Origin of the sequence: Streptomyces sp. NPDC059166, assembly GCF_042755185.1 — a bacterium.
GTDB lineage: Bacteria > Actinomycetota > Actinomycetes > Streptomycetales > Streptomycetaceae > Streptomyces.
The window spans coordinates 1-25,974 of sequence record NZ_JBHZCI010000058.1; the positions used below are offsets into that span (position 1 = coordinate 1).

Annotated in this window: 20 protein-coding genes and 1 pseudogene; 11 read left to right on the top strand and 10 right to left on the bottom strand. The window is 72.7% G+C overall.

Features of this window, described 5'->3' with window-relative positions; translation table 11 throughout:
• Nucleotides 1-303: 303 nt before the first annotated feature.
• The 6 genes from ACFXOA_RS29910 to ACFXOA_RS29935 all read right to left on the bottom strand — a co-directional run bounded on the left by ACFXOA_RS29910 (nucleotide 304) and on the right by ACFXOA_RS29935 (nucleotide 7,321).
• Nucleotides 304-1,530 (bottom strand): cytochrome P450, encoded by a 1,227-nt coding sequence (locus ACFXOA_RS29910; RefSeq protein WP_385034904.1) that lies wholly within the window; start codon nucleotides 1,528-1,530, stop codon nucleotides 304-306.
• 160 nt (nucleotides 1,531-1,690) lie between these two features.
• A complete protein-coding gene (locus ACFXOA_RS29915; protein ID WP_385034906.1) occupies nucleotides 1,691-2,455 on the bottom strand; it encodes an SDR family NAD(P)-dependent oxidoreductase in 765 nt (254 codons plus the stop codon).
• Between the two features lie 174 nt (nucleotides 2,456-2,629).
• On the bottom strand, nucleotides 2,630-3,745 hold the full coding sequence (locus ACFXOA_RS29920; RefSeq protein WP_385034908.1) for a winged helix DNA-binding domain-containing protein: 1,116 nt from the start codon (nucleotides 3,743-3,745) through the stop codon (nucleotides 2,630-2,632).
• A 162-nt stretch (nucleotides 3,746-3,907) separates the two neighbouring features.
• Complete coding sequence (locus ACFXOA_RS29925; protein WP_385034910.1) at nucleotides 3,908-4,930, bottom strand: zinc-binding dehydrogenase; 1,023 nt, start codon at nucleotides 4,928-4,930, stop codon at nucleotides 3,908-3,910.
• A complete protein-coding gene (locus ACFXOA_RS29930; RefSeq protein ID WP_385034912.1) occupies nucleotides 4,927-6,174 on the bottom strand; it encodes a cytochrome P450 in 1,248 nt (415 codons plus the stop codon). The genes ACFXOA_RS29925 and ACFXOA_RS29930 overlap by 4 nt, the downstream gene beginning before the upstream one ends.
• Nucleotides 6,175-6,199: 25 nt before the next feature.
• Nucleotides 6,200-7,321: an epoxide hydrolase family protein gene (locus ACFXOA_RS29935; protein WP_385034914.1), complete on the bottom strand. Its 1,122-nt coding sequence runs from the start codon at nucleotides 7,319-7,321 to the stop codon at nucleotides 6,200-6,202.
• A 300-nt stretch (nucleotides 7,322-7,621) separates the two neighbouring features.
• On the opposite strand from ACFXOA_RS29935, the gene ACFXOA_RS29940 reads away from it, so the two are divergent.
• The 11 genes and pseudogenes from ACFXOA_RS29940 to ACFXOA_RS29990 all read left to right on the top strand — a co-directional run.
• Complete coding sequence (locus ACFXOA_RS29940; protein WP_385034916.1) at nucleotides 7,622-8,695, top strand: CaiB/BaiF CoA transferase family protein; 1,074 nt, start codon at nucleotides 7,622-7,624, stop codon at nucleotides 8,693-8,695.
• Nucleotides 8,696-8,818: 123 nt separating this feature from the next.
• Entirely contained in the window at nucleotides 8,819-10,564 is a 1,746-nt protein-coding gene (locus tag ACFXOA_RS29945; protein WP_385034918.1) for an MFS transporter, read from the top strand.
• A 234-nt stretch (nucleotides 10,565-10,798) separates the two neighbouring features.
• Nucleotides 10,799-12,421: a citramalate synthase gene (cimA, locus tag ACFXOA_RS29950; RefSeq protein ID WP_385034920.1), complete on the top strand. Its 1,623-nt coding sequence runs from the start codon at nucleotides 10,799-10,801 to the stop codon at nucleotides 12,419-12,421.
• Nucleotides 12,422-12,448: 27 nt separating this feature from the next.
• Nucleotides 12,449-13,483, top strand: coding sequence for a ketoacyl-ACP synthase III family protein (locus ACFXOA_RS29955; RefSeq protein ID WP_385034922.1), 1,035 nt, complete (start codon nucleotides 12,449-12,451; stop codon nucleotides 13,481-13,483).
• Nucleotides 13,484-13,606: 123 nt separating this feature from the next.
• Nucleotides 13,607-14,593, top strand: a complete 987-nt coding sequence (locus ACFXOA_RS29960; RefSeq protein ID WP_385034924.1) for an aromatase/cyclase — start codon at nucleotides 13,607-13,609, stop codon at nucleotides 14,591-14,593.
• Nucleotides 14,580-15,209 (top strand): hypothetical protein, encoded by a 630-nt coding sequence (locus ACFXOA_RS29965; protein ID WP_385034926.1) that lies wholly within the window; start codon nucleotides 14,580-14,582, stop codon nucleotides 15,207-15,209. Before ACFXOA_RS29960 ends, ACFXOA_RS29965 begins: the two co-directional genes overlap by 14 nt.
• A 183-nt stretch (nucleotides 15,210-15,392) precedes the next feature.
• Nucleotides 15,393-15,584, top strand: coding sequence for an acyl-CoA carboxylase subunit epsilon (locus ACFXOA_RS29970; RefSeq protein ID WP_385034928.1), 192 nt, complete (start codon nucleotides 15,393-15,395; stop codon nucleotides 15,582-15,584).
• Between the two features lie 127 nt (nucleotides 15,585-15,711).
• A complete protein-coding gene (locus ACFXOA_RS29975) occupies nucleotides 15,712-17,454 on the top strand; it encodes a fatty acyl-AMP ligase (protein WP_385034930.1) in 1,743 nt (580 codons plus the stop codon).
• Nucleotides 17,451-19,184, top strand: coding sequence for an acyl-CoA dehydrogenase (locus tag ACFXOA_RS29980; RefSeq protein WP_385034932.1), 1,734 nt, complete (start codon nucleotides 17,451-17,453; stop codon nucleotides 19,182-19,184). The genes ACFXOA_RS29975 and ACFXOA_RS29980 overlap by 4 nt, the downstream gene beginning before the upstream one ends.
• Nucleotides 19,185-19,238: 54 nt before the next feature.
• Nucleotides 19,239-20,489 (top strand): acyltransferase domain-containing protein, encoded by a 1,251-nt coding sequence (locus tag ACFXOA_RS29985; protein WP_385034934.1) that lies wholly within the window; start codon nucleotides 19,239-19,241, stop codon nucleotides 20,487-20,489.
• Between the two features lie 370 nt (nucleotides 20,490-20,859).
• Nucleotides 20,860-21,195, top strand: a pseudogene (locus ACFXOA_RS29990) (4'-phosphopantetheinyl transferase family protein); the annotation flags it as partial.
• Nucleotides 21,196-21,327: 132 nt separating this feature from the next.
• Here the strand turns inward: ACFXOA_RS29990 and ACFXOA_RS29995 are convergent.
• The 4 genes from ACFXOA_RS29995 to ACFXOA_RS30010 all read right to left on the bottom strand — a co-directional run bounded on the left by ACFXOA_RS29995 (nucleotide 21,328) and on the right by ACFXOA_RS30010 (nucleotide 25,869).
• Nucleotides 21,328-21,942, bottom strand: coding sequence for a DNA-binding response regulator (locus ACFXOA_RS29995; RefSeq protein WP_385034936.1), 615 nt, complete (start codon nucleotides 21,940-21,942; stop codon nucleotides 21,328-21,330).
• A gap of 25 nt (nucleotides 21,943-21,967) precedes the next feature.
• Nucleotides 21,968-23,182, bottom strand: coding sequence for a sensor histidine kinase (locus ACFXOA_RS30000; RefSeq protein WP_385034938.1), 1,215 nt, complete (start codon nucleotides 23,180-23,182; stop codon nucleotides 21,968-21,970).
• Nucleotides 23,183-23,272: 90 nt separating this feature from the next.
• Entirely contained in the window at nucleotides 23,273-25,549 is a 2,277-nt protein-coding gene (locus ACFXOA_RS30005; protein ID WP_385034940.1) for a TOMM precursor leader peptide-binding protein, read from the bottom strand.
• Nucleotides 25,546-25,869, bottom strand: coding sequence for a hypothetical protein (locus ACFXOA_RS30010; RefSeq protein WP_385034942.1), 324 nt, complete (start codon nucleotides 25,867-25,869; stop codon nucleotides 25,546-25,548). The genes ACFXOA_RS30005 and ACFXOA_RS30010 overlap by 4 nt, the downstream gene beginning before the upstream one ends.
• Nucleotides 25,870-25,974: the final 105 nt, after the last annotated feature.

Genomic DNA, 25,974 nt, shown 5'->3' on the forward strand with positions numbered 1-25,974 from the left:
GCTCCACTCCTACAATCACCACCGCGGCCACACCGCACTCGCAGGCAAACCACCCGCCAGCCGCGTCCCCAACCTCACAGGGCAATACACCTAGGCACGGGACACCCCGAGCACGCGAACGCCCGGCCGGTGCGCACCGGCCGGGCGTCCGCGTGCCCGGGATGAGGGGGCAGGGGTGAGGCGTGTCCCGCCTGGCCCCGCCACGGGCGTACGGGACGCGCGGAGGGGCGGTGCCGTCGTCGGACGGCACCGCCCCCTCCACGATCCGCCCCGCCGGCCCCGGGCCGGGCGAGCGGAGGCCGGTCACCAGGTGACCGGCAGCTCCCACAGGCCGTAGATGACCGCGCCCTCCTTGCGGGGGATGTCCAGGAACGGCTTGGCCAGCTTGAGCGTCGGGATCCGCTGGAAGAGCTTGCTCCACACGATCTCCAGCTCCAGCCGGGCCAGGTCCGCGCCGATGCAGTGGTGCACGCCGTGCCCGAAGCCGAGGTGCTTACGGCTGCCGCGCCTGATGTCCAGCTTCTCCGGCTCGGGGAAGACCTCCGGGTCCCGGTTGGCCGCCAGGCCCAGGCAGAGGATGCCGTCGCCCTTGCGGATCGTCTGGCCCGCGATCTCGATGTCCTCCAGCGCGACCCGCGGGACGGCGGTGTCGCCGATGGTCGCGAACCGCACCAGCTCCTCCACCGCCGGCTTGACCAGCGAGGGGTCGTCGAGCAACAGCTGCAACTGGTCCGGGTTCTCCAGCAGGCAGGCGGTGCCCAGCGAGATCTGGCTGGCGGTGGTCTCGTGACCGCCGTTCATCAGCAGCCGGACCATGTTGAAGAGGTCCCGGTCGGTGTACTCCTCCCCGGAGGCCTCGTAGTCGGCCATCGCCCGGCTGAGCAGGTCCTCGCCGGGCTCCTTCTTCTTCAGCTGGATGAGCTCGCTGATGTAGGCGTTCACCTCGACGATCGCGGCCTGGCGCTCCTCGGTGGAGCTGTGCCCGCCGAGCAGGGCGGTGCCGTGCTTGATGAAGAACTCGTGCTGGTCCTGCGGGATGCCGAGCAGTTCGCAGATCACGGTCATCGGCACGGCCAGGGAGAACACCCGGTGGAAGTCGGCCGGGGCGCCCATCGCCAGCAGCTGGTCCAGATGGTCGTCGACGATCTCCTCGATCCTCGGGCGCAGCCGCTGGACCTGCCGGTGGGTGAAGGTGAGCGCCGCCTTGCGGCGGGTGCTGCTGTGGGCCTGGCCGTCGTAGCCGATGAAGGAGGTCTCCGTGCGGTACTCCGGCGGCGCCACGAAGTAGAAGGGGAAGTTGTCGTGCTTGCGGGACGCGCTCAGCCGGGGGTCGGTGAGCAGCTCGCGTATCGTCTGATAGCCCGTCACCGTCCATATCCGCAGGCCGGAACCGTCCAGGGTGACCTGCGAGACGTCCTTCTCGATCATGCCGGTGTAGGCGGCCGGGGGAGTGAAGGGGCACTGGCGCTTGTAGGGGAACGTCTCCGCCTCGGCCTCGGCGGCGGCTGGCTCAAGGTCTTGGATGGTCACAGGGGATCGATCCTCTCCGGTCCGTAAGGGTCATGACACGCGGATGGTGCGCCGCACGGCTGTGCGGCCTGCTGTTCCTGTGGTGCGGGTGGAGACGCGCGGGTGGGACGTGGGCCTGGCCACGCGCGGGTGGCGGTGTACGGGTGGAGGCGTACGCCGCTCAGCGTGCGGCCACGTCCATGCCGCCGTCCAGGGTGAGGATCTGGCCGGTGACGAGGGAGTCGGAGGGCCCCGCGAGCCGGGTGACCCAGGTGGCGATCTCCTCGGCCTCGGCGATCCGGCCGAGCGGCACGGACTGCGCGACTCCGGCGAAGAGCCCCTCCGCCTGCTCCGGTGACAGGCCGTTGGCCTGGTAGGCCTCGGTGCGTACGAAACCGGGGGCGACGGCGTTGACCCTGATCCCCTGGGCCGCCAGCTCGGCCGCCCAGCTCCGGGTGAAACTGTGCACCGCCGCCTTGCTCGCCGAGTACAGCGAACTCTCCGGTCCGGGGTTGTGCCCGCCACGGCTGGACACCAGCACGATGCTGCCGCCCGGGGTGCGCAGCAGCGGGAGCAGCTGGCGGGTCAGCAGCACCGGGCCGAGGACGTTGGTGTCGAGCACCTCGCGCGCCGTGGCGGGATCGAGGGCCGCCAGCGGAGTGAAGCGGAAGACCCCGGCGTTGTGCACCAGCACGTCCAGCGTGCCGCCGTGGTCCTTCACCGCGGCGGCGACGGCCTCGGCCCCGGCCTGTGTGGTCACGTCCGCGACGACGGGAACCACCGAGGCGTGCAGCGCGGCGACCTCGGCGAGCCGCTCCTCACGCCGGCCGGTGATGACGACGGTACGGGCACCGAGGCCGGCGAACGCCAGGGCGGACGCCCGGCCGATGCCGGTGCCTCCCCCGGTCACGACGACGGTGGATTCGGCAAAAGGCTGTTCCGACATGGGAGTTCCCTCTCTCGGCCGGTGGTCTGCGGGCGGGCTGCGGGGCCGGGCCGCCAGTACACCGGGCGGAGCTGGGGTGCCGGTCGAGCGGTCGCGGAGCCCGCCGGGGCGCCGGGTCCCTCCGGTGGGCCGCCGCGCACCTGCGTCCGTCGGGGCCCGGCGGACGGCCCGCGCTCAGAGCTGTTCGTCGAGGACGACGGCGGTGTCCGTGCTGCCGGCCGCCGCGAAATCGAGCAGCCTGCCACCCTCGTCGGCCAGTTCGTCCCGGACCCGGCGGGAGAGCGGTTCGAAGGGCTGCAGCACCAGGCGCGCGGTGTCCCGCTCCCGGTCGACGCGCCACATCCCCGCGACCCGTCCGTCCACCAGGAAGGTCGGCCTGATCAGGCCGTTCCGGGTGAAGACGAGCCGGCGGCGTTCCTCGCAGAGGATCCGGTTCCGGTCGGCGTGGGACAGCAGGATGTTGTCGAAGTCCGGGAGGAAGCGGACCGGCGCGGGGGTTCCCGGGTCCGGCCTCGGCGCCTCCGGCAGGTCGTAGAGCGTGCGCCCGTCCGTACCGCGGAAGACCCGCAGACGCGGCCCCAGCCTGCCGACCACGGACGCCAGGCGGGTCATGCCGGACCACGCCTGCATGTCCTTCACCGAGGCGGGACCGAAGGCGGCCAGATAGCGCAGCACCACGGAGTCCGCGTCGGGCTCGGCGTCCGCACCGGCACCGAGCCAGGATCCCGCGGTGGTGTGGGCGGCCCGGCCGCTCTCGCCCCACAGCCCGCGGGGAGGCACCTGCACCAGCGGCACCAGGTTGCGTACGGCGTTGGCCAGCGCGAAGGCGTCGCGGTCCGGCCACCGCTCGGCGAGCCGGGAGCCCAGGGCACCCAGCGTCAGCGGCTCCTTCTCCACGGCGTCCGTCCCCAGCGCCACGACCTCCGCGAGGTCGAGCCCCTCCAGCTTCCGCCCGAAGGTGCTCCTCAGCGAACGCTCCAGCGACTCGGCGAGCACCGGCCGCAGCCGCAGGCAGTCACGGGCCGACACCAGATGGATGGTGCCGCGCATGAGGACCAGCCGCACCACCTCGCGGCTCCGAACCTTCGACGCCAGATCCAGGGTCCGGAAACCCGCGAGCCGGGTCCACAGGCCGATGTACGGCGGATCGGGGGCCTGGGCCTGCATCCCGACCAGGTGCTCCACCGCCGCGACGGCGTCCATGTCCGAGCGTTCCAGGAGCAACTGGCGTGCGAGCAATGCCCGGTTGAGACTCAGGTCGTCGAGTACGCCGGAATCGGGTGTGGCCATCTCTGTCCTCTTCGGATAGGGGGAGACACGGGCTGGGGCGCGGGGCGGGGACGGGGCTGAAGCGGGGGCGGCGGAAACGCTCCGGTGCCCCGGGTCGCGGGGACCCGGGGCACCGGAGAGGGCCGGGCCGCCGGACGGGTCCCGGCGGCGCACCGGCCGGCGTCAGCCGCCGAGCCTGACCAGCACGGTGCCGCTGTAGCGGCGGTCCAGCAGGTCCACGAAGGCCTGGGGCAGCGCGGGGACCCCGCCCTCCACGACCGTGTGCGGGAAGACGATCCGCTCCTGCGCCAGCCACTCGCCGAAGCGGGCGTTCCAGCCGTCGATCTGGTCCGGGGTGTGCATCGTGGCGAAACCCCGCAGGGTCAGGTCCTTGGTGATGGCCGTCATCAGCGGAAGCCGGGGGCTGCCGCCGTCGTCGCCGTGCTGACCTGCCAGCACCCCGCACAGCGCGATTCGGGCGCCCCGGTTCGCGGCCTGCACGGCAGCCTCGAACTGGTCGCCGCCGACGTTGTCGAAGACGACGTCGAGGCCCTCCGGGGCCAGCTCGGCCAGCTGCTCGGCCACGGGGCCGTCGTGGTAGTCGAAGGCCGCGTCGAAACCGGCCTCCTTCACCAGGAAGTCGATCTTCTCCTTGGACCCCGTGCTCCCGATGACCTTCGCGGCCCCGTGCAGCTTGGCGATCTGCCCGGCCAGGGCGCCGACGCCGTTGGTGGCGCCGGAGACGAAGACGACGTCACCCTCCTTCACCTGCGCGGTCTCCGCCATGCCGTGCCACGCCGTCGGCCCCTGGGACAGGAAGTACTCGGCGGACGGCAGCAGGGAGCGGTCGCGCCTGAAGAACTCGTGGGCGGTGCCCACGGCGTAGTCGCGCCACCCGGAGAAGTGCTCCACCAGGTCACCGACGGCGAGCAGCGGACTGTTGGAGCGGACCACGGTCCCCACCGTCCTGCCCCACATCGCGACGCCCGGCTGGAAGACCGGGATCGGCAGCGTGGTGTGGGGGTTCATCTGGTCGCGGGCGACCGAACCCAGGGTCATCCAGTCGTTGCGCACGACGACCTGGCCCTCGCCGGGTTCGGACAGCTCGGACTCCGCGAGCTCGAAGTGGTCGAGGGTGACATCGCCCTCGGGGTAGGAAGCCAGCCGGACCTCCCGGCTGGTCGCCGGCAGCTGATCGGCGGTCATGTGGTGCTCCTTCGCAGGTGGACGGGGAGACGGGACAGGTTGTGGTTGACGTCGCCGGCCCGCCAGACGAGGGCGGACTCGGGTACGGCGAGACGGGCGTCGGGGAAGCGGCGGGTCAGCTCCTCCAGCGCCACGGCCAGTTCCAGCCGGGCCAGCGGGGCCCCCAGACAGCGGTGGATGCCGTGGCCGAACGCCAGATGGGGGTTGTCGCGGCGGCCGAAGTCCGCTCGCGCGCCCCGCGGGAAGACCGCGGGATCACGGTTGGCCGTGACGAAGGCGACGAACACCGCGTCACCCGCGGGTACGGTGACCCCGCCGACCTCGACGTCCTCCAGGGCGATACGGGGCAGGCCCGAGGTGTCGTTGCCGTTCAGGTTGACCAGGCGCAGCAGTTCCTCGACCGCGGCCGGGATCTCCTCCGGCGCCCGGCCGAGCCGGCGCCACACCCCGGGGTGCCGGGCGAGCAGCATCGTGGCGAAGTTCCCGATCTGGCCGGCCGATGAGTCGTAACCGCCGCCCAGGAGCGTGAAGCCGAGACCGACCAGCTCGTCGAAGGAGAGCCGGTCCTCGCCCGAGCGGGCGGCGGCCAGCGCGGAGAGCACGTCGTCGGCGGGCTCCGCCAGCCGGGCGGCGACCAGGTCCGCCATGTACCCGCCGAGCAGCCTGCCGCCCTCCGCCGAGTCCTCCTCGGGCGCGGAGACGTCCGCGAAGCGGCGTACCCACGAGCGGAACCGGTCCCGGTCCTCCTCCGGGACGCCCAGCAGTTCGCAGATGACCGTCATCGCCAGCGGTGAGGCGAAACCCTCGACCAGATCGGCCGGGCCGTCGCCGGCGTCCTTCTCCAGCGCGTCCAGCAGCCCGGCCGCCACCTCCACGACCCGGGGGCGCATCGCTCCGACCCGTGCCGGGGAGAACGCCTGCGACGCCAGGTCCCGCAGCCGGGTGTGCTCCGGCGGGTCCAGCGACACGATCATCCCGGGCGGGGCCTGGAACAGGCCGCTCAGGCGCGGCGCCTCGGGCGCGTACGACGCGGCCCTGCTGAAGCGGGTGTCCTCCAGCACGGCCGTCACGTCCTCGTGCCGGGTCACCAGCCAGGCGTGGCCTCCGCCGGCCCACTCGACGCGGAGGACCGGCTGCTCGGCGGCGAGCCGTTCCAGGAGCGGGGCCGGGCCGGAGTAGGAGGACCCGGGGAAGGGGAACGGGGGCGGTCCCCCAGGGGCGCCGCCGGCGGGGCAGGATGTCATGGTCGGTTGCTCCTCGGCCGTACGGTCAGCGCAGCGGGCGGAAGAAGGACCGCAGCTCGTCCACGAGCAGCTCAGGCTGCTCCAGCGCGGGGAAGTGGCCACCGTGCTCGTGGTCGGTCCACCGGCGCAGGTCCGTGAAGCGGTGCTCGCACCAGGCGCGCGGCATCCGCGCGTCACGGGGGAAGACCGCGCACGCCGTGGGCACGTCCACACGGTCCAGCGCCATCTTGTTGTGGCTCTCCCAGTAGATCCGCGAGGACGAGGCGCCGGTCCCGGCCAGCCAGGCCAGGGTCACCGCGTCCAGCAGGCGTTCGGCGGGGACGACCTTCTCCAGGTCACCGTCGTGGTCGCTCCACGCCCAGTACTTCTCGACCATCCAGGCCAGCTGGGCCACCGGGGAGTCGGTGAGGCCGTAGCCGAGGGTCTGCGGCCGGGTGGACTGCACGGCCGAGTAGCCGCCCTCGTTCTGCTGGAACTCCTTGAGGGCCGCCAGGCCCGCCAGGTCCCGGGCGTCCAGCTCCACCTGCTCCTGCGGCGGCCGGGCGAACGGCATCACCAGGTGGATGCCCAGCAGGTGCGCCGCGTCCACGGTGCCCAGCGCCCCGGTGAGGAAGGAGCCCCAGTCCACCCCGTGTGCCGCGTAGCGCTCGTAGCCCAGACGTGCCATCAGCCCGGCCCAGGCGGCGGCGGTGCGCTCCACGGTCCAGCCGGTGGCGGCCGGCTTGTCGCTGAACGCGTAGCCCGGCAGCGAAGGGGCGACCACGTGGAAGGCGTCGGCGGGGTCCTCGGGGTCGGTCAGCGGTCCGATCAGCTCCAGGAACTCCACGACCGAGCCGGGCCAGCCGTGGGTCAGCAGCAGGGGCACCGCACCCGGGTGCGGGGACCTCACGTGGAGGAAGTGGATGCCCAGACCGTCGATCTCGGTCCGGTACTGGTCGAGGGCGTTGAGCCGGGCCTCGGTCGCCCGCCAGTCGTAGGCGGTGCGCCAGCGCTCCGCGAGGTCCTTCAGGTAGTCCAGCGGAACACCCTGCGACCAGTCGCCGACGGTCTCGGCCTCCGGCCACCGGGTCCGGCCCAGGCGGTCCCTGAGGTCGTCGAGGTCCGACTCGGGAAACGCGACGCGGAAGGGCGTGAGTGCCGTACTCATGCGGGGTTTCCTCCAGAGCTTCGTGGGGCCGGCCCGGCCGACGCTGTCGGGCGGGACGCTACGGACGTCCCCTCGAGCAGGGCTGGAACCCGGCCCGGGCGGGTGCCGCCCGGGCCGCGCGCCCGGGGATCCGTACCGTTCCGGTCCGGGGCGCGACCGGCGGCGCCGCCCGGGCCGCGCGCGGGGCCCCGTACGCCCACGGGCTCCTGGGCCGGTCACGCTCCGCCCCGCCTCAGGCCCCGCGCGAGCCCCGCACCGCAGCCTTCCCTCGCCCACCGGAGGCGACCAGGAGGAGCAGCGATGACCACACCGACCGCGGCCGGACCGCTGCACGGCCTGAAGGTCGTCGAACTCTCGGCGATCGGGCCGGTCCCCTTCGCCTGCATGATGCTCGCCGACCTGGGAGCCGACGTGGTGCGTGTCGAACGGGCCGACGGCAGAAGGTCGTTCGCCGACTGGCACCGAGAGCTCGACCGGGGCCGCAGGACGGTGGCCCTGGACCTCAAGGACCCCGCCGGGACGGAGGAACTCCTGCGCCTGGTCGACGGCGCCGACGTCCTGGTCGAGGGCTTCAGACCGCTGGTCGCCGAACGCCTGGGCATCGGTCCCGAGGTCTGCGCCCGCCGCAACCCGGGACTGGTGTACGCCAGGATGACCGGCTGGGGCCAGGACGGACCCCTCGCTCTCACCCCTGGCCACGACATCAACTACCTCGCGCTCACCGGGGCGTTGTACGCGACGGGGCCGGCCGGTGGCCCCCCGGTCCCGCCGGTGAACCTGCTCGGCGACTTCGGCGGCGGCGCGATGTACCTGGTCGCCGGCGTCCTCGCCGCCCTCCACGAGCGCCGTACCTCAGGGCTGGGCCAGACCGTGGACGTCTCGATCGTGGACGGGGTCAACAGCCTCCTCTCCATGGTCGTCGCCATGGCCGGCTCCCGGCAGTGGCGCCACGAACGGGGCGCGAACCTGCTCGACGGGGGCGCGCCCTTCTACACCTGCTACACCTGCGCCGACGGCGGGCACGTGGCGGTCGGCGCCCTGGAGGACCGCTTCTACACCGCCCTGCTGGACGGTCTCGGTCTCGACCCGGCGGACCTTCCCGACCGGACCGACACAGCCGGGTGGCCTTCTCTGCGGCGGGCGTTCGCCGAGGTGTTCCTGCGGCACGACCGGGACACCTGGGCCCGGCGCTTCGAGAGCACGGAGGCCTGCGTCACCCCCGTACTCCGCCTCGACGAGGCCGCACGGCATCCGCACCAGCTGTCCAGGGGCAGCGCCCCCGCCGCTCCGGCCCCCCGCTTCAGCCGCACTCCACCGGTAGTCCACCGGCGACCGGAATCCTGCGGAGTGGACCCCCACGGCCGCAGGCCGTGACCGAAGGGCCGTCCCGCCGCCGGCGTACGCGCTCCGCGGGACAGCCCCAGCCGCTTCCCGCCCCCTCGGGGGACCCCCCGGGACATCCAACCCCCCGCGCATCGAGACACAGAGAGGTACACCATGGCTATTTCCTCGGAGCAGGCTCCGTCCGTGGAGACGGAGGTGAAAGGGAAGGAGACGGACGCCCCCTCGGTGAACCTGGACCCGAAGCGCTGGGCGGCCCTGCTGGTCCTGCTCGTCTCCGCGTTCATGGACCTGCTCGACGGCACCGTGGCCAACGTGGCCGCACCGTCCATGCAGCGTGAACTGGGCGCCGGCTACTCCGCCATCCAGTGGGTGCTGGTCGGTTACCAGCTGGCCTTCGCGCTCATGCTGATCCTCGGCGGCAGGCTCGGCGACATCTACGGCCGCAAGAAGATGTTCATGATCGGCGTGGCCGGATTCACCGCCATGTCGCTGACGGCGGGTCTGTCCCAGGAGCCCTGGCAGCTGGTGGCCTCCCGGGTCCTCCAGGGCGCCTTCTCCGGCGTCATGATCCCGCAGGTGCTCTCGATCATCCACGTCACCTTCTCGAACAAGGAGCGGGGCACCGCCTTCGCCCTGCACGGCCTGGTCGGCGGGCTCGCCGCCACCCTCGGCCTCGCCCTCGGCGGCCTGATGGTGCAGTGGGACCTCTTCGGCCTCGACTGGCGTCTGATCTTCCTGGTCAACGTGCCCGTCGGCATCGTCGGCCTGGTCTACGGCTCCAAGGTGATCTCCGAGTCCAAGGCGCCGAACGCCCTCCGGCTGGACACCGTCGGGGTCGTCCTCGCCACCGTCGGCATGGTCATGCTCGTCTACCCCCTGCTCCAGGGTCGCGAGCTGGGCTGGCCCACCTGGGGATTCGTCTCCATGATCGCCTCGATCGGGGTGCTCTTCGGGTTCGTCCGGTGGCAGAAGCACAAGGCCGCCAAGGACGGTTCGCCGCTCGTCGAGCTCGGCCTCTTCCGCACCCGCAGCTTCTCCTCGGGCCTCGCGGTCAACCTGATCTTCTACACCGGCATGGGCATGTTCACCATCGGGTGGACGCTGTACATGCAGATCGGCCAGGGCTGGTCCCCGATGCGCGCCGGCCTCACCAGCCTGCCGTTCTGTGTCGGCGCCTTCCTGACCGCGACGTCCTCCGTGATGATCCTGGTGCCCAAGTTCGGCCGGAAGGCCATGCAGGCCGGCGCACTCGTCCTCGTCGTCGGCCTCCTCGCCTACTTCTGGGTCGCCGGGGACAAGGGCAGCGAGGTCACCTCGTGGAACATCGCCATCCCGCTCTTCCTCGTCGGCCTCGGCTTCGGCACCGTCGCGACCCCGCTGCCGCTGATCGTCACCTCCGAGGTCGGCCACAAGGACGCGGGCTCCGCGTCGGGCCTCGTCAACACCAACACCCAGCTGGGCTTCGCCATCGGCGGCGCCCTGGTCAGCGTGGTCTTCTTCGGGGGCCTGGTCGGGAACACCGGCACGGCCGTCGACGACCGGCTGCCCGAGCTGCGCAGCGAGCTCGTCGCCACCGCGGGGGTCACCCCCGGCGAGGCGGAGAGCGTCGCCACCGCCTTCCGCACCTGCGCCACCGACCGCGCCCGCGAGAAGGACGCCGCGATCGTCCCGGACAGCTGCACCGCCGCTCCGCTCACCAACCCCGAGGTGGCCGCGGTGCTGGACGGCTACCAGGAGGACGCCACCGGCACCTCCTTCGCCGCCAGCTTCCAGACCCTGCTGCTGGTGTTTGTCGGGATCACCGCCCTGGTCTTCCTCCTGCTGTTCGCCGTGCCGCGCAGGCTGCGCGAGGACGGCGGCGAGGAGGCGGGGGCCGAACCGGCCCAGGCGGCGTCCTGACGAAGGCGCCACCCCCGCCCCGCTGAACCGGGCGGCGGTCCGGACGGCCCCGAGCCGTCCGGACCGCCGCTTTCGCGTGCGCCCGCTCTCCGGGGCAACACTGGCCGCCCGGTCCACCTCCGCTCCAGCGGGCCTCCGTGCACCCGCCCGAACCTGGGGACCGCAGCCGACAGACGCCGGCCACCGCCACCGGGAACCCCCGGCCGGCCGGCCGACCAGACAGAGGGAGCGGCGATGGCTGAGCAGAGCTTCCAGCTCTACGACACGACCCTGCGTGACGGCACCCAGCAGGAAGGCATGGTGCTGACGGTCGAGGACAAGCTCGCCGTCGCCCGCCGGCTCGACGACCTCGGGGTCGGCTTCATCGAGGGCGGCTGGCCCGGCGCCGTACCCAAGGACACCGAGTTCTTCCGCCGGGCGCGTACCGAACTCCGCCTGGAGAACGCGGAGCTCGCCGCGTTCGGCGCCACCAGGCGGCCCGGTGTGTCCGCGTCCCTCGACCCGCAGGTGCGTGCCCTGCTGGAGGCCGGGACACCGGTGATCACCCTGGTCGCCAAGAGCCACACCGGCCATGTACGGCACGCCCTGCGCACCACCCTCGCCGAGAACCTGGCGATGATCGGCGGCACGGTACGCCACCTGGTGCACGCGGGCCGGCGGGTCTTCGTCGACGCCGAGCACTACTTCGACGGCTACCTCCTCAACCGCGAGTACGCCCTCGAAGTGGTCCGGGCGGCGGCCGAGGCCGGTGCGGAGACCGTCGTGCTGTGCGATACCAACGGCGGCTCCCTGCCCGACGAGGTACGCGCCGTCGTCGCCGAGACCATCGCGCTCACCGGCGTGCCGATCGGCATCCACTGCCACAACGACACCGGCTGCGCGGTCGCCAACACCATGGCCGCGATCGACGCCGGCGCCGTCCACGCCCAGGGCACCGCCCACGGCTACGGCGAACGCTGCGGCAACGCCGACCTGTTCACCGTGGCGGCCAACCTCGTACTCAAGCGCGGCCGCGAGGTCGTACCGCTGGAGAAGCTCCGGGGGCTGGCCGCGACCGGCCGGGCCGTCACCGAACTGACCCAGGTGCCCGGCAGCGCGGCCGCGCCCTACATCGGCGGTTCGGCCTTCACCCACAAGGCCGGCCTGCACGCTTCCGCGCTGCGGGTCGACCCCGACCTCTACCAGCACACCACACCGGAGTTCGTCGGCAACACCATGCGCACCCTGGTCTCCGACATGGGCGGGCGCTCCTCGATCGAGCTGAAGGCACGCGAACTCGGCTACGACCTCGAAGCCGGCTCCGACGAGGTGGCCAGAGCCGCGACCCGGGTGAAGGAACTGGAGAACGGCGGCTACAGCTTCGAGTCCGCCGACGCCTCCTTCGAGCTCCTGCTCCGCGAGCAGCTCGACGGGGGACGCGGCCCGAGGCCCTTCGAGGTCGAGTCCTGGTCCGTCGGTGTCTCCGGCAGCAGCGGGGGAGAGGTCCGCACCGAGGCCTCCGTACGGCTCGCCGTCCAGGGCCGCACCGTCACCGCGACCGGCATCGGCAACGGACCGGTCAACGCCCTGGACACCGCGCTGCACACCGCCCTCGACCCCTGCTTCCCGGCCCTCGCCCGGCTCGAACTCGTCGACTACCGGGTGCGGGTGCTGAGTGGGGAGACCGGCAGCGGGGCCGCGGCCCGGGTGCTCATCTCCTACCGCGACGGCGAACGCCACTGGGGGACGGTCGGTGTGGACGGCAACACCACCGCCGCCAGCTGGCAGGCGCTCCTCGACGCCGTCCACTACGTCCTGCTCGACGGTCCGCCCGGACGGGTCGCGGACGCCCCGCCCCTGGCCGCCGCCCCGGGCTGAGCCCGCCCACACCTTGGAGTGACGACAGTGCGTCTGCAAGACGTCTACATACGGGGGACCGCCACCTGCCTCCCCTCCCGCATCCCGGTCGCCGACGCCGTGGCCGCCGGTGACTGCCCGCCCCGCGTGGCCGCGGCCACCGGCATGGAGTCCGTGGCCTGCTCACCCCACCTGTCCGCCGCGGAGATGGCCGTGGCCGCCGCCAGGACCGCGCTGGAGCGGTCCGGTACCGACGGCGGGGACGTCGACCTGCTGCTGCACGCGGACACCTACCACCAGGGCCAGGACCTCTGGCCGGTCGGCTCGTACATCCAGCGCGAGGTCCTCGGCAACACCTGCCAGGCCGTCGAGATCCGGCAGATGTCCAACGGAGGGCTCGCCGCGATCGACCTGGCCACCGCCTACCTCTCGGCGGGCCACGGACACAGCGACGCCCTGCTCACCACCGCCGACCGTTTCTGCCCGCCCGGCATCGACCGCTGGAACACCGACCCCGGCACCCCGTACGCCGACGGAGCCACCGCCCTGGTCCTCTCCCGGCGCGGCGGCTACGCCCGCCTCGTCTCGCTCGCCCTGCACGCGGACCCGGAACTGGAGCCGCTGCACCGGGGACAGGATCCGTTCACCGCGGCACCGTTCGGGCACCGCATGCCCGTGGACTTCGACGCCGCCAAGCGGGACTTCGTCGGCCGCAACGGGATCTCCTACGCCATCACCCGCGCCCACGCCGGCCAGCAGACCGTCATCAAGCAGGCCCTGGCCGACGCCGGGTCCGAACTCGGCGACGCCGACTGGGTCGTCCTGCCGCACTTCGGCCGGCGCCGGCTGGACGCCATCTTCCACAAGCCCTTCGGGATCGACCCGGCCCGCACCACCTGGGAGTGGAACCGCACGGTCGGGCACCTCGGCGCGGGCGACCAGTTCGCCGGTCTCGACCACCTGACCGCCTCCGGTCTGGCACGACCGGGTGACCGGATCGTCCTGGTCAGTGTCGGGGCCGGATACAGCTGGGGCTGCGCCGTGATCGACGTGCTCGAACAGCCGCACTGGGCCGGCCCCTGACCCCACCACCACGGCCCGGCGGGGTTCACCGGCCGGGTCCACCGTTTCTCCAGTTTCGCTTGAGCCATTCATGTCAGCCTTGAGGTCCGCCTCGCCGCGGACTGTCCGAAGGGAAGGTTCCCCGTGGCACCGACCGCAACGTCCGAGACCGAAGCACTCCACGTCACCGAGCACTCCGTCACCGTGGCCGCGCCGCCCGCCGCGGTCTACGCCCTGGTGGCCGACGTCACCGGGTGGCCGCAGGTCTTCGGGCCGACCGTGCACGTGGAGGTGCTGGAGGAGGCCCCCGCGGAGGGCGGGGACCAACTGCTGCGCATCTGGGCCGTCGCCGGCGACAAGGTCCGCACCTGGACCTCCCGCCGCCTCCTGGACCCCGTCGCCCGCACGATCACCTTCCGGCAGGTCGTCACCGCGGCCCCCGTGGCCGCCATGGGCGGCGAATGGCGCATCACCGGACTCGAGGACGGCACCACCCGGGTCACCCTCCTCCACGACTACCGGGCCGTGGACGACGACCCCGCGGCCCAGGAGCTCATCGAGGCGGCCGTCGACGGCAACAGCCGGGCCGAACTCCTCGCCCTGAAGAACACCGCGGAGCTGGGCGACGCACGCGAGGAGCTCCACTTCACCTTCAGCGACTCCGAGACCGTCTTCGGCGCCGCCGGCGACGTCTACGCGTTCCTGGACCGCGCCGACCTCTGGCCCGAGCGGCTGCCGCACGTGGCCCGGCTCGACCTGACCGAGGACGAGCAGGGCATCCAGCACATGGACATGGACACCCGCAGCCCCGACGGGTCCACCCACAACACGACGTCGGTCCGGGTCTGCTTCGAGGACCGCGAGACCATCGTCTACAAGCAGTTGCGCGTGCCCGTCGCCATGGCCGGGCACACCGGACGCTGGGTGATCGAGTCGCTGGGCGACGGCACCGTCCGGGCCACCTCGTGGCACACCGTGACCCTCGACCCCGAGGGTGTACGCACCGCCCTGGGACCCGAGGCCACGCTCGCCGAGGCCCGGGCGCTGGTGCGCAGGTCCCTCGGGACCAACAGTTCGACCACCTTGCGCCATGCAAAGCAGTTCGCGGAGGAAGCGCGTGCACAGTCGTAGTCAGGACACCCCTCTCACGGTCGTCAACCGCTTCGAGGTGAAGGGCGACGCCGGACGGTTCGAGCGCCGGTTCCGGGACCACTCCCAGTACCTGCGCAGACGCGAGGACTTCGACTTCCTCGTGACCCTCCGGCTCGTCGAACGCCCGCAGGTGTACGTGCACCTGGGGCACTGGCGTACCACGAGAGGCTTCCTGGCCACCGTCCACGACGACACCTTCCAGGACCACGTCCGACAGCTCGGCCCGCTCGTCGACACCGAGGTCGACCAGGCGGTCAGCGTGGCGCGGGTACTGAGACGGGAGGCCGAGGTCGGTGAGGCGACCGTGCTGCTGACCCGTGCCCGGGTCTTCGGCGGCCACGGAGCCGTGGAGCGGTTCTTCGAGGAGTCCGCCGAACTCTTCGGCGGACTGGGCGGTTTCGGCGGAAGCGACCTGCTCCGATCCACCCTGCGGCCCGACGTCTACACGGGTCTGCAGTGGTGGCAGGACGCCAGGGACTGCGACCGCGCCCTGGCCGACAGCGGCCGCGCCGCACTCGTCCGGCGGATCCGGGAGGACGCGGACCTCGTCATGGAACGCTCGCGGCACGTCGCCTACGAACGCGTCGTCGTCTGACGCCACGTCCGGCCCGGACGCGCCGTCGTCCGACGACGGCACGACACCGCGGCGCGAACGCCCCGTCGCCGTACGGGCCGACGGCACCACAAGAGGCACCACCGGAGCCGAGGGCCGGAGCCCTCGGCTCCGGCACGTCCCGGACACGAGCCGCCTTCGAGCAGGTGCGCGCACCCTGTAGCCATGGCGAATCCGATGCGCATCACCGTGGTCCGCGGCCGGCCCGACGACGCCGAACTGGCGGCCGTCACCGCCGTACTGCTCGCCCTGGCCCGACGCTCCGGAGAACCGGACGAGGAGGCCAAGGCGGCCTATGCGGGGTGGACCGTCAAGCGCGCCGCACACCGGCCGGCGGCCACCTGGACCGCACCGTGACACGGACATTCGCCGCACATCCGGGGACGGGACAGGGGCGCCCGCGAGGCGCGTCCCTGCCCCGCCCGCAGCAGATCCAGCCGCGGGCCGTCATGGCGGGCACCCCCACGGCACGGGAGGGGGAGGCGTGAACGGTCACCAGACCTATACGGAGCACATCCAGGCCCAAGCGGCCGCCACACCGGACCGGGAGGCCCTCATCCTCCTCACCGACCGGGACGGCACCCTGAGCCCGAGGACCGTCACCTACGGCGAACTCGACCGCGCCGCCCGCTCCCTGGCCGCCTGCCTGCGCCGGCACGTCAGGCCGGGGGAGCGGGTGCTGCTCGCGCACCGCTCACGCGAGCGCTTCGTCACCGGGCTGATCGCCTGCCTGTACGCGGGAGCCGTCGCGGTCCCCGTGGCGCCGCCCGGCGGCCGCGGGCACCACGACGCCCGGATCGCCGGCATCGTCAAGGACTCGGCGGCCGCGTGCGTCCTCACCTCGGCCGCGGAGGCCGCGGAGGTCTCCCAGCTGCTGGCGCGCACCGGTCACGGCCAGGTCGTCTGCCTGCCGGCCGACGGTCCCGCCGCGACCGCCCACGCCCCGGCCGAGCCCTTCGAAGCCCTGCCGGACACCGTGGCCTACCTCCAGTACACCTCGGGCTCCACCCGGGAACCGCGAGGTGTGATCGTCACCCACCGCAGCCTGATCGCCAACCAGAGGGCCATCACCGAGGCCCTGGGCACCCGGCCCGGAAGCCGCATCGGCGGCTGGCTCCCCCTCCACCACGACATGGGGCTGGCGGGGCAGGTCCTGCACGCCCTGTGGCTCGGCGGAACCGCCGTACTCATGACCCCGGGCTCCTTCGTGAAGCGTCCGGCGAACTGGCTGGAGACCATCTCCCGCTACGGCCTCACCGCCAGCGGCGCCCCTGACTTCGCGTACGAACTCTGCGTCCGCCGGGTCAACGACTCGCAGCTCGCGGGGCTGGACCTGTCCCGCTGGGAGGTCGCCGTGAACGGCGGCGAGCCCGTCGGGCCCGAGACCCTGGGACGGTTCGCGGAGCGCTTCGCCCCGGCGGGACTGCGGCCCGGCGCGCTCGCCGCCTGCTACGGCCTCGCCGAGGCGACCCTCCTGGTGTCCGGCACCCCCGCCGCGCCGGCCGCCGCGACCCGCACCGTCGACGCCGCCGCCCTGGAGGCCGGGGTGCTCGCCGCCCCGGCCGGCCGGGCCAGGACGCTGGCACACTGCGGGCCTCCCGCCTCCGTGGAGCTGCGCGTCGTCGACCCCGTGACCCGCCGGGCGCTCCCGGACGGCAGGATCGGCGAGATCTGGGTACGCGGAGCCGCCGTGGGCCCGGGCTACTGGGCCCGCCCCGCCGAGACCGCCGCCGCGTTCGGCTGCCGGATCGAGGGGGAGGACGGGGGCTACCTCCGCACCGGCGACCTCGGGGCGCTCGGCGAAGGGGTTCTCCATGTCACCGGCCGGCTCAAGGACATGATCGTGATCGCCGGACGCAACCTCTACCCCCAGGACCTGGAACGCGCCGCCCAGCAGGTCAGCGGCCTGTTCGGGGCCGCCACCGCCTTCGCGGTCCCCGGCGGCCGGGAACGCGTCGTCGTGGTGCAGGAGCTCCGCGCCCGCAGCGAGTACGACATCGACCTGGCGGCCCTCGCGGCTGCCGTGATCAAACGCCTGGGCGAGGAGTTCGAGATCCGGACCTCCGCGGTCCTGCTCGTCCGCCCCGGCACCGTACGCCGCACCACCAGCGGCAAGGTGGAACGGGCCGCCATGCGCGAACTGTTCCTGCGGGGCGAACTGACCCCCCTGTACCAGCGGATCGAGCCCGAGATCGAGGAACTGCTCGCGGCGGGGAGGCGGCGATGAAGGCGGTACAGGAGAGGATCGACGCCCTGGAACGGGCCTTCGGCCCCCTGGACGACCCGGACAACCCGCTGGGAGCGGCCGGACTGCTCGCCGCCGACGCGGCCGGTGAGGTGCTGCCCGAGGCCGAGCGGGTGCTCGACGACTTCTACCTGAACGCCGAGTTCGTGCCCGCCGGACTCGGTGGCCGGCTGGAACGGATGGACGTGCTGGGCCGCGTCCTGCGCCCGGTGTTCCGGCGCGACGCGTCCCTCGGCTTCGGCTACGGACTCAACTGCTTCTTCGCCGCGGCCCCCGTGTGGAACGCCGGCGACCGGGCGCAGCGCGAGCACGTCGCCCGCTTGCTCCTGGAGGGGAAGCGCGTCGCGGTCGCCCGGCACGAGGTCGCCCACGGCAACGACTTCGTCCGCGACGAGTTCACCGCACGCCCGGTCCCCGGCGGGATGATCCTCGACGGCAGCAAGTCCGGGATCGCCAACTCCTCCCGCGCCACCGGCCTGGTCGTCTTCGCCCGCACCGAGGGCGCCGAGCGCGGGCGCAGCCACACGGTGCTGCTCCTCGACCGGGAGGAGCTGCCCGAGGGCCGGGTGGAGGACCTCGCCCGGCACACCACGACAGGCATGCGCAGCGCCCTCTTCGGCGGACTGCGGTTCGACGCCTGCCCGGTCCCGTCGTCCGCGGTCCTCGGCGGCGTCGGCGACGGCTACGAACTCTCCCTGCGGTCCTCGCTGCTCATCCGCGGGCTGATCCCGTCCATCGTGCTCGCCGGGGCGGACACCGCGCTGCGGACGGTGGCCCGGTTCGCCGCCCGCACCCGCGCCGACGGCCGGTCGTCGCTGGACGTCCAGCACGTCCGTGACGTGATCACCGGTGGCTTCCTGGACCTCCTGGTCATCGACTGCCTCGCCCTCGTCGCGACCAGGGCCCTGCACCTGCTGCCCCGCCAGATGAGCGCGTACGCCGCGGCCGCCGCCTATCTGGCGCCCAAGCTGGTCGCCGAGAGCATGGACGCCATGTCGTCGGTCCTGGGGGAGGAGACGTTCGCCCAGGACGGGGCGTACGGCATGTTCCAGAAGCAGCGGCGCGACCTGCCGGTGACCTCCCTCGGCCACGCGGGCAGCGCCGGGCGGCAGGTCAGCATCCTGCCGCAGCTGCCGTACTTCGCCCGGCACGCCTGGTTCGCCGACCCCGAGCCGCCGCCCGGGGTGTTCCGGCCGTACGACGCGCTGCCGCCGCTGGACATCTCGCAGCTGGAACTGCTCGGCGACGGGGACCCGCTCGCCGCGACCCTCGTCGCCTGCACCGACCTGCTGGAGTCGGCGGGCACGGAGGACGGCACCGCCACGGGCACCGGGGCGCTGCGGTTCCTGGCCAGGGCGCTCACCGGAGAGCTGGTCGAGCTGAAGAAGGCCTTCGAGAAGGTGCCCGACGGTGACCGGGAGGCCCTGTCGAGTCCGTACAGCTTCAGCCTCGCCGACCGCTACACACTCGTCCTCGCGGGAGCGGCGGTGCTCGGGGTGTGGCGTGAGCAGCGGAACGCCCCCGCCGGCCCGGCCGGCGCCTTCCTCGCGGCACCGGCATGGGCCACGGCGGTGCTGTACCGGCTCGTCGGACGGCTGGGACTGCCGCTGCCGGACCGCCCCGAGGCCTTCGAGCGGACCGTGCTGGACGAGGCCATGGCCAGGCTGCACAACCGCCGCAGCTACGACCTCTACAGCTCACCGCTCGCCTGACCCCCACCCCCCCCGGGCACCCCCCGCCCCAGAGCCAGACAGGGAGCAGAACCCATGCAGGACAAACCGCCGCGCACCGAGGACGACTTCGCGGTAGCGCACCGCGAGTGGCTCACCGAACGTGTCACCCACTACCTCGGCCGGGCGGTGGACGACACCGTGTCGCTCGCGGAGGAGGGGTTCGACTCGGTGGCGGGACTCAGCCTCTACGGCGACATCGAGGAGGAGTTCGGCCCGCTGATCGAACCCGAGGACATCTGGGCCTACCCCACGCTGCGCCAGCTCGCCGACCTGCTGGCGATGAGGGACCTCAACCGGGGCAGCAGCGCCGTGCGGGCCGCGTTCGTCTTCACCGGCCAGGGCTCGCAGCACCCGGGCATGACGTCCGGGCTGTACCTGAACTCCACCGGGTACCGCGCCTTCCTGGAGGAGGCGGACGCGGCGATCACGCAGTGGACCAAGCAGTCGGTCGTGAAGATGATCCTCTCCGACGACCCGGGGGTGCACCGCACCGCGATGACCCAGCCGGCCCTGTTCGCCGTGGAGTACGCGCTCGCCCGGACGCTGGAGGAGGCCGGGGTACGGCCGGTGGCCGTACTGGGCCACGGCATCGGGGAGTTCGCCGCCGCCACCGTCGCGGGGGCCCTGACCCTGCCCGACGCGGCGAAGCTGGTCTCGATGAGGGGCGCCTTCATGCAGTACCTGCCGCCCGGGGGCGGCATGCTGGCCACCTGCGTCACCCCGTACGAGGCCGCGGAACTGGTCGCCGGCGAACCCGATGTGGGGATCAGCGCCATCAACGCGGCCAAGGCGATCGTGCTCTCCGGCGACCGCACCGCGCTGGAGCGGATCGAGGCCCGGCTCGCCGAGCGGGGCATCCGCTGCCGCCACCTCGCCGTCTCGCACGCCTTCCACTCGCCGCTGATGGCACCGGTGGTCCCCAAGTTCGAGGCGATCGTCCGCAGGGTGCCCGGCGGTGCCCCCAAGCTGCCGTTCTACTCGACGGTGCACGGGCGGCTCACCACCGAGCCGCTGCTCGCCCCGTACTGGACCGAACAGATCACCGCGCCCGTCCGGTTCGCCGACGCCGCACGCAGTCTGCTGGCGCAGCAGACCCCGACGCACGTCGTCGAGATCGGCCCGCAGGCGGTCCTCACGCCGTATCTGCGGCGCATGGGGGGAGGCCCGCGCGGTCCGGTCTGCATTCCGGTGTGCCAGGGGCCCGCGAGCGACGCCGTGGACCTGGCCGGGGTGATCTCCGCCCTCGACGCCGGGCCGCTGGCGGCGTCCCTGTCCGGAGCCTGACGTGGGGGCGCGGACGGGACGCCTGCTCCCCGCCGAAGGACCGGACGGACCCTGGGAAGGACTCCACGAGGAGCTCTCCCGCACCGGCAGCGCGGTGCTGTACGCGACCATGCCCGCGTGGCGGCCGCGGTACGGCGACGAGGCGGAGCTGCGCCGCCGGCTCGGCCGGGACTGGCGCCGGTACGAGACCATCTCCCAGGCCCGCATCCGGGACCGGTTCGTCTCCTCCCGGCTGTTCCTGAGGGAGGCCGCCGCCGCGGCCCTGCGGACGGCGCCGGACCTCGTCGATCTGGCGTACCAGCCGGGAGGGCGCCCCTATGTGCGCGGCTGCGACCAGATCGACGTCAGCCTCAGCCACACCGAGGAGACGATGGTGGTCGGCATCACCCGCAGGGGCCGTATCGGGGTCGACGTGGAGCGCGCCGACCGCAGGCTCGCGCACACCGGTTCGGAGCGCCAGGCGGTGACCCCCTTCGAGAAGGAGCGGCTGGACGCCGGGGGCGAGGAGGCCCGCAACGCCACCCTGGTGCGGCTGTGGACGCTGAAGGAGGCGTACAGCAAGGCGCTCGGGCAGGGGATGCGCTTCCGCTTCACCGAGTTCGGCTTCGCCCTGGACGACGCGGGCACCCGGCTGGTCCGGCCGGACGGGACGCCGGTGCCGGGAGCGGAGTGGCAGTTCTTCACCTGCCCGGCGGGAGGCGGCTACGTCGTCAGCGTGGCGGTCTGCGACACCGGATTCGGTGACGTCTCGGACCTGTCGGTCGGTACCACCCTGGACGCCGGGATGCTGGACATGCTGATGGGGCCGCCGGGATCGGCCCGTACGGGGCGCCCGCCGTCACGGGAGCCAGCCGGCCTCCTCCGCGATGCGGATGGCATCGATCCGGTTGCGCGCGCCGAGCTTCCCGACGATCGCCGTCAGGTAGTTGCGGACCGTTCCCTTGGAGAGGTAGAGGCAGCCGGCGATCTCGGCGGCGTCCGCGCCGCGGGCGGCGAGCCGGAGCACCTCCAGCTCCCTGGGTGAGAGCGGGTTCTCGGGGGAGTCCCAGGCCGTCAGAGCGAGTTGGGGATCGACGACCCGCCGGCCGGTCGCCACGGACCGCACGGCCAGGGCGAGTTGGTCCGGTGGGGAGTCCTTGAGCAGGAAGCCGGTCACATGGGCGGACAGCGCGCGGCGCAAGGTGCCCGGCCGTCCGAGACTGGTGAGGATCAGCGTGCGGCAGCTGGGCAGTTGCTCATGGAGCTCGGCTGCCGCCGTGAGCCCGTCGGTGCCCGGCAGGTCGACGTCGATCACGGCGACATCGGGTTTGGACGCGAGCGCGGCCGGCACGATGACGTCGCCGCGGTCGACGGCGGCGACGACCCGCAGATCCGGCTCCAGCTGGAGCAGTGCCACGAGCGCGCCACGGATCATGTGGACGTCCTCGGCCAGGAGGATCCTCACCTCCAGCATCAGTTCCCCCCGTCAAGTGGTGTGGTCAGGCCACGGCGGTCGTTCTCTCCGCGTCCGCCGTGGCGAGGAGGAGCAGTTCGTCCTCCTGGTGGTTGTGCGGCTGGACCGGTGCCCACACCTCCAGATGGAAGCGCCCGTCGTCCCTGAGTCCCGCGTCGAGTCCCCCGCCGACGGCGTCGAACCTGGTGCGCAGGTTGTCGAGTCCGCTCCCGCCGGACCGCGCGGTGAACGCGTCGGGCTGCTCGTGCGGGTGGTCGTTGACCAGGTGGAGACGGACCGTTTCTGCCTCCGTGGCCGCCGTGATGGAGCAGTTGCGGACCCCGCTGTGCCGCAGGATGTTGGTCACCCCCTCGCGCAGTGCCGTGGCGAGCACCGTGTCCACCACCGGGTGCAGCCGGCCGCACTCCACGTGTACGTGTGCGCGGATGTCCGCGGCGGCGAGCACCGCCCCCGCGGCCTCCGCCTCCTCCTTCAGCGACATGTCCCGGTAGCCGCTGGACACCAGGCGTACGTCGGCGAGGGCCTGCCGGGCCACCTTCAGCACCGAGACCGTCTCCTCCTGGGCCCGGTCCGGCCGGCTGCTGATGAGCCGCTGGATCAGCTCGCCCTTGAGCGTGATCGCGGAGAGGCTGTAGCCGAGGAGGTCGTGGAGGTCCCTGGCGAACCTGAGCCGTTCCTGGGTCACGGCCATCCGGGCCAGTTCCTCCCGGGTGGCGTGGACCTCGTGCACCAGGTCCGTCAGCCGGGTCAGGCCGTAGATGACGAGCCCGGTGAGCACGCCGGCGATCGTGAAGTACAGCACCAGGTCGACCGTGGCCCCGGCCAGCACGTTGTACACCGGGATGAAGGCGATCAGGAGCCCGTAGCTCGGCCAGGCGTACCTGGCCGGGAGGGTCAGCAGCAGCGAGGCGGCCAGCGGCCCCTCCATGCTGCCCCAGTTGGTGCCGAACCAGACGAGCGGGGTGAAGGTGAGCACCGCCTGCGCGGTGAGGACCGCTGCTTTCCAGCCGTTCGGCCACCGCCGCGCCTGCGGTGACGAGACGGCCAGCTGCACCCCGAACACCGCCAGCACGAGCAGGACGCAGGCGACCAGCTGGCCGGTGGGAGGCTTCGTCCGTACGACGTTCAGCACGGTCATGGCGCTGTAGCACATGAGGGCCACGACGATGACCGCGCGGGCCAGGCGGGGTGCGGGCGCCTGGGACCGAGGTGAGAACGGAACGACGTTTCTCGTCGGCATCGCCGCCTCCTCGCCATGAAACCGACTGTGGCGGACGCATGTTATGTCCTCGCCTGCCCTTGGGCCAGCGGGCGCCGGAGGCGTCGGGATTCAGACGAACAGCGGTACGGGGTTCAATTCCTCGTATCGGACGGGCCTTTCGAGACGCCCGAGTTTCACAGGTGTGTCGAAGAGACGCCCCGGGGCGAATCGCGCCCAGAAGTGCCGCATCCCCGGAATGATCAACTTCACCACGGGAATCCCCACGTCGGGGCGGGTTTGGTCCAGAATCAGCATCTCCATCCCCTGGCTCCGTACAAGGGACTCGGCCCACTTCACATCGTCCCTCAGGTCATCTCGCGCGGTGAACTGCCATGCTTCCGGAGCCCGATTCGTTTCGGCCGAATCTGGCCTGAGGTATGGCTGATTGATGATGGTGGCATCGCGCCACCAGGCGGTCAGATGCCGGTCCGCGGAATTGACTCCGGGCACCTCGGGAGGGGGAAGCAGCTGGGCCATCTCGGTCACCGCCCGGCGGAGCGCGAGCCGGGGGTCGAAATGCGCGCCGAATCCGAAGGAGATGTCCTCGCGGGGGCCTTCGGTGCGCCGGGAGACCGCGGCCATCACGGGAATGCCGAAGTCCGAGGTGAGGTCGAGCACCCAGATCTCCCGGCCGATTCTCGCGTAGGCCTCGCGGGTGCGGGCCAGCCACGGTTCGTCGAAGGCGTCCAGGTCCACCGCCGGCTGCCGGGTCCGGTTGTACCACCACAGGGCCACCGCGTCCCGTTCCACCAGCTCCAGGAACGCCTGGACGACCGCGTCCTCCGGACTGCTGCCCGCGGCGTTCCCGTTGGAGTCGGCCCACGGGGCGGCCGGTATCCCGTCGGGCCCCGGGCCGAAGTACAGCATCGAGGTGGGCAGCAGCCTGCGGGTGCCCGAGGTGAGGGACCAGACCGGGGTCCAGTCCACCGGCGCGTCCGGGTCGAACCGCGGAGGGATCTGCTGGAAGCGGGACTGCCCGGCGTTCCAGCGCGCCCGGTCGCGGAACTGCCGGTCCGCGAACAGCTGGCAGTCGTTGGGGTGCAGCGCCTCGTCGCCGAGTCCGGAGAGCGTCTCCCGTACGGTCGGCTCATCGCCCTGACGGGTCCCGCAGTAACGTTCCAGCGCCTCGCACAGCGCGCCGACCTCCGCCTCCTGCGGGGTGGTCCCCTTACCGCCGCTCCGCCCCCGCAGTCCGCCCCGCAGTCCGGCCAGCGAACGGCTGTCACCCAGCGCCATGTTGCGGCCGGCGACGTAGCTGTTCAGGCCCTCGGGGGAGCCGGGAGCCGGACGCAGCCCCGAGACGATCCCGGTGACCGGGTCGGCCAGATGGCGGTAGCGGGCGAGCACCGTCTCCGCGCTGAGCGCCCGGTGGTTGCCCCCCACGGTGTGCGTCTTCGGGCTGGACCGCAGGACGAACGGGCCTCGCACCCTCGCGGCGACGAGACCGGGGTCCCCGCACACCCCGCACTGCGGGCGGCGGTCCACCCGGTGGCGCTCGATGTGCAGGGTGCGGGTGTCCAGCCGGCAGAGCGCGCGCTGGCCCTCGTACCGCATCCCGGCCACCCACTTCGAGGCCTCCAGCACCGCGGTGTGCAGGCCCAGCGCCCGTACGGGGGCGAAGGAGACCTCCGGGACCTGGACAGTCCCGGCCAGGCCGAGGGCGTGCAGCACCGGGGTCCGGGAGGTGCGGTGGGCCCTCAGCCGGTGCGCCAGGCACTCCCAGCACCCGGCCCCCTCGACCCCGAAGACCGGCCCCACCCAGGTCTCCGCGCCGCTCGGCTTGGCCGGCAGCCACGCCTTCCCGGCGGCCCGGTGCGCCGCGTCGACCTCGGCGAGCCGCGGGTCGAGGTAGTCGTCGACGAGTACGAGGGAGAGGGCGGCCTCCCCCCGGCCCGGCGGGCCGGGCTGCGTCAACCGCAGCCCGGCCGCCAGGCACTCCGCCCGCGCGGCGGCCGGATCGGCCCGCCCGAGGACGACGAGCTCCACCGGCTTCGTACGGAACGAGGCGCGGGCGCTGGGGCCGTCGACCCCGGCGAACTCCCAGTAGGCCTCGGCGGACGCGTCCACGGTGGGATCGTGGTAGCCGATCAGGTCCGCCCGTGCGAGCTCCGCGATCATCCCCGCCGCGGTGGCGGGAGGCAGCGTCGCCGACGCCTCCCGCAGCACGTCGGGCAGGGTCCTGGTCCCGTCCAGCAGAACCGCGAGCTCCTGAACCTCACGGCCCTGCAGGGCGGTCGTGCCCTGCTCCGACAGCAGATAGACGGCGTCCCCCTCGACCGCCTCCACCCGCAGATGCCTCTTGAACCCCACGGGCAGCTCGCTGCCCGACTCCCCCCGTCCGGTCATGCAAGCGCCGCCCCGGCCTCTTCCCCGGGCAGGGGCGCCATGCCGCTGTAGCACCCGTAGAGCGTGACCTCGTCCCCGTCCAGGCGGTCTATCACCAGGCCGTGGCCCGCCTCGCGGACGCCGGAGCCGCCCTGACCCGAGTAGACCGGCTCCGCGGCCGGCAGACCGAACTCGGCGAGCACCGACAGCGGGTCGCTCGTGTAGCGCTGCGCGAGCTCCGGCTCCAGGCCCGCCCGGGCGGTGAGCAGGGCCAGCCGGTGGTCGGAAGACAGTGCCTGTACGGCGGCCGGTGCCGGTGCGTCGTGCATGGTGATACTCATGGAGTTCCCCCTCAAGGGTCCGTGTCACGGCGGTTGGTGCTGTCGTTCCCCCAGCCGTTTGCCGGGTGCCAGGATTCTGCGGCCCGCCGAGTCGCACGGCACAGT

Coding starts and splice junctions, on each gene's coding strand:
- ACFXOA_RS29925 (WP_385034910.1), bottom strand. CDS start 4,930: ATGACCGCCGATCAGCTGCCGGCGACCAGCCGGGAGGTCCGGCTGGCT.
- ACFXOA_RS29940 (WP_385034916.1), top strand. CDS start 7,622: ATGACCACACCGACCGCGGCCGGACCGCTGCACGGCCTGAAGGTCGTC.
- ACFXOA_RS29995 (WP_385034936.1), bottom strand. CDS start 21,942: ATGCTGGAGGTGAGGATCCTCCTGGCCGAGGACGTCCACATGATCCGT.
- cimA (WP_385034920.1), top strand. CDS start 10,799: ATGGCTGAGCAGAGCTTCCAGCTCTACGACACGACCCTGCGTGACGGC.
- ACFXOA_RS29920 (WP_385034908.1), bottom strand. CDS start 3,745: ATGGCCACACCCGATTCCGGCGTACTCGACGACCTGAGTCTCAACCGG.
- ACFXOA_RS30005 (WP_385034940.1), bottom strand. CDS start 25,549: ATGACCGGACGGGGGGAGTCGGGCAGCGAGCTGCCCGTGGGGTTCAAG.
- ACFXOA_RS29970 (WP_385034928.1), top strand. CDS start 15,393: ATGGCGAATCCGATGCGCATCACCGTGGTCCGCGGCCGGCCCGACGAC.
- ACFXOA_RS29915 (WP_385034906.1), bottom strand. CDS start 2,455: ATGTCGGAACAGCCTTTTGCCGAATCCACCGTCGTCGTGACCGGGGGA.
- ACFXOA_RS29945 (WP_385034918.1), top strand. CDS start 8,819: ATGGCTATTTCCTCGGAGCAGGCTCCGTCCGTGGAGACGGAGGTGAAA.
- ACFXOA_RS29985 (WP_385034934.1), top strand. CDS start 19,239: ATGCAGGACAAACCGCCGCGCACCGAGGACGACTTCGCGGTAGCGCAC.
- ACFXOA_RS29935 (WP_385034914.1), bottom strand. CDS start 7,321: ATGAGTACGGCACTCACGCCCTTCCGCGTCGCGTTTCCCGAGTCGGAC.
- ACFXOA_RS30010 (WP_385034942.1), bottom strand. CDS start 25,869: ATGAGTATCACCATGCACGACGCACCGGCACCGGCCGCCGTACAGGCA.
- ACFXOA_RS30000 (WP_385034938.1), bottom strand. CDS start 23,182: ATGCCGACGAGAAACGTCGTTCCGTTCTCACCTCGGTCCCAGGCGCCC.
- ACFXOA_RS29930 (WP_385034912.1), bottom strand. CDS start 6,174: ATGACATCCTGCCCCGCCGGCGGCGCCCCTGGGGGACCGCCCCCGTTC.
- ACFXOA_RS29980 (WP_385034932.1), top strand. CDS start 17,451: ATGAAGGCGGTACAGGAGAGGATCGACGCCCTGGAACGGGCCTTCGGC.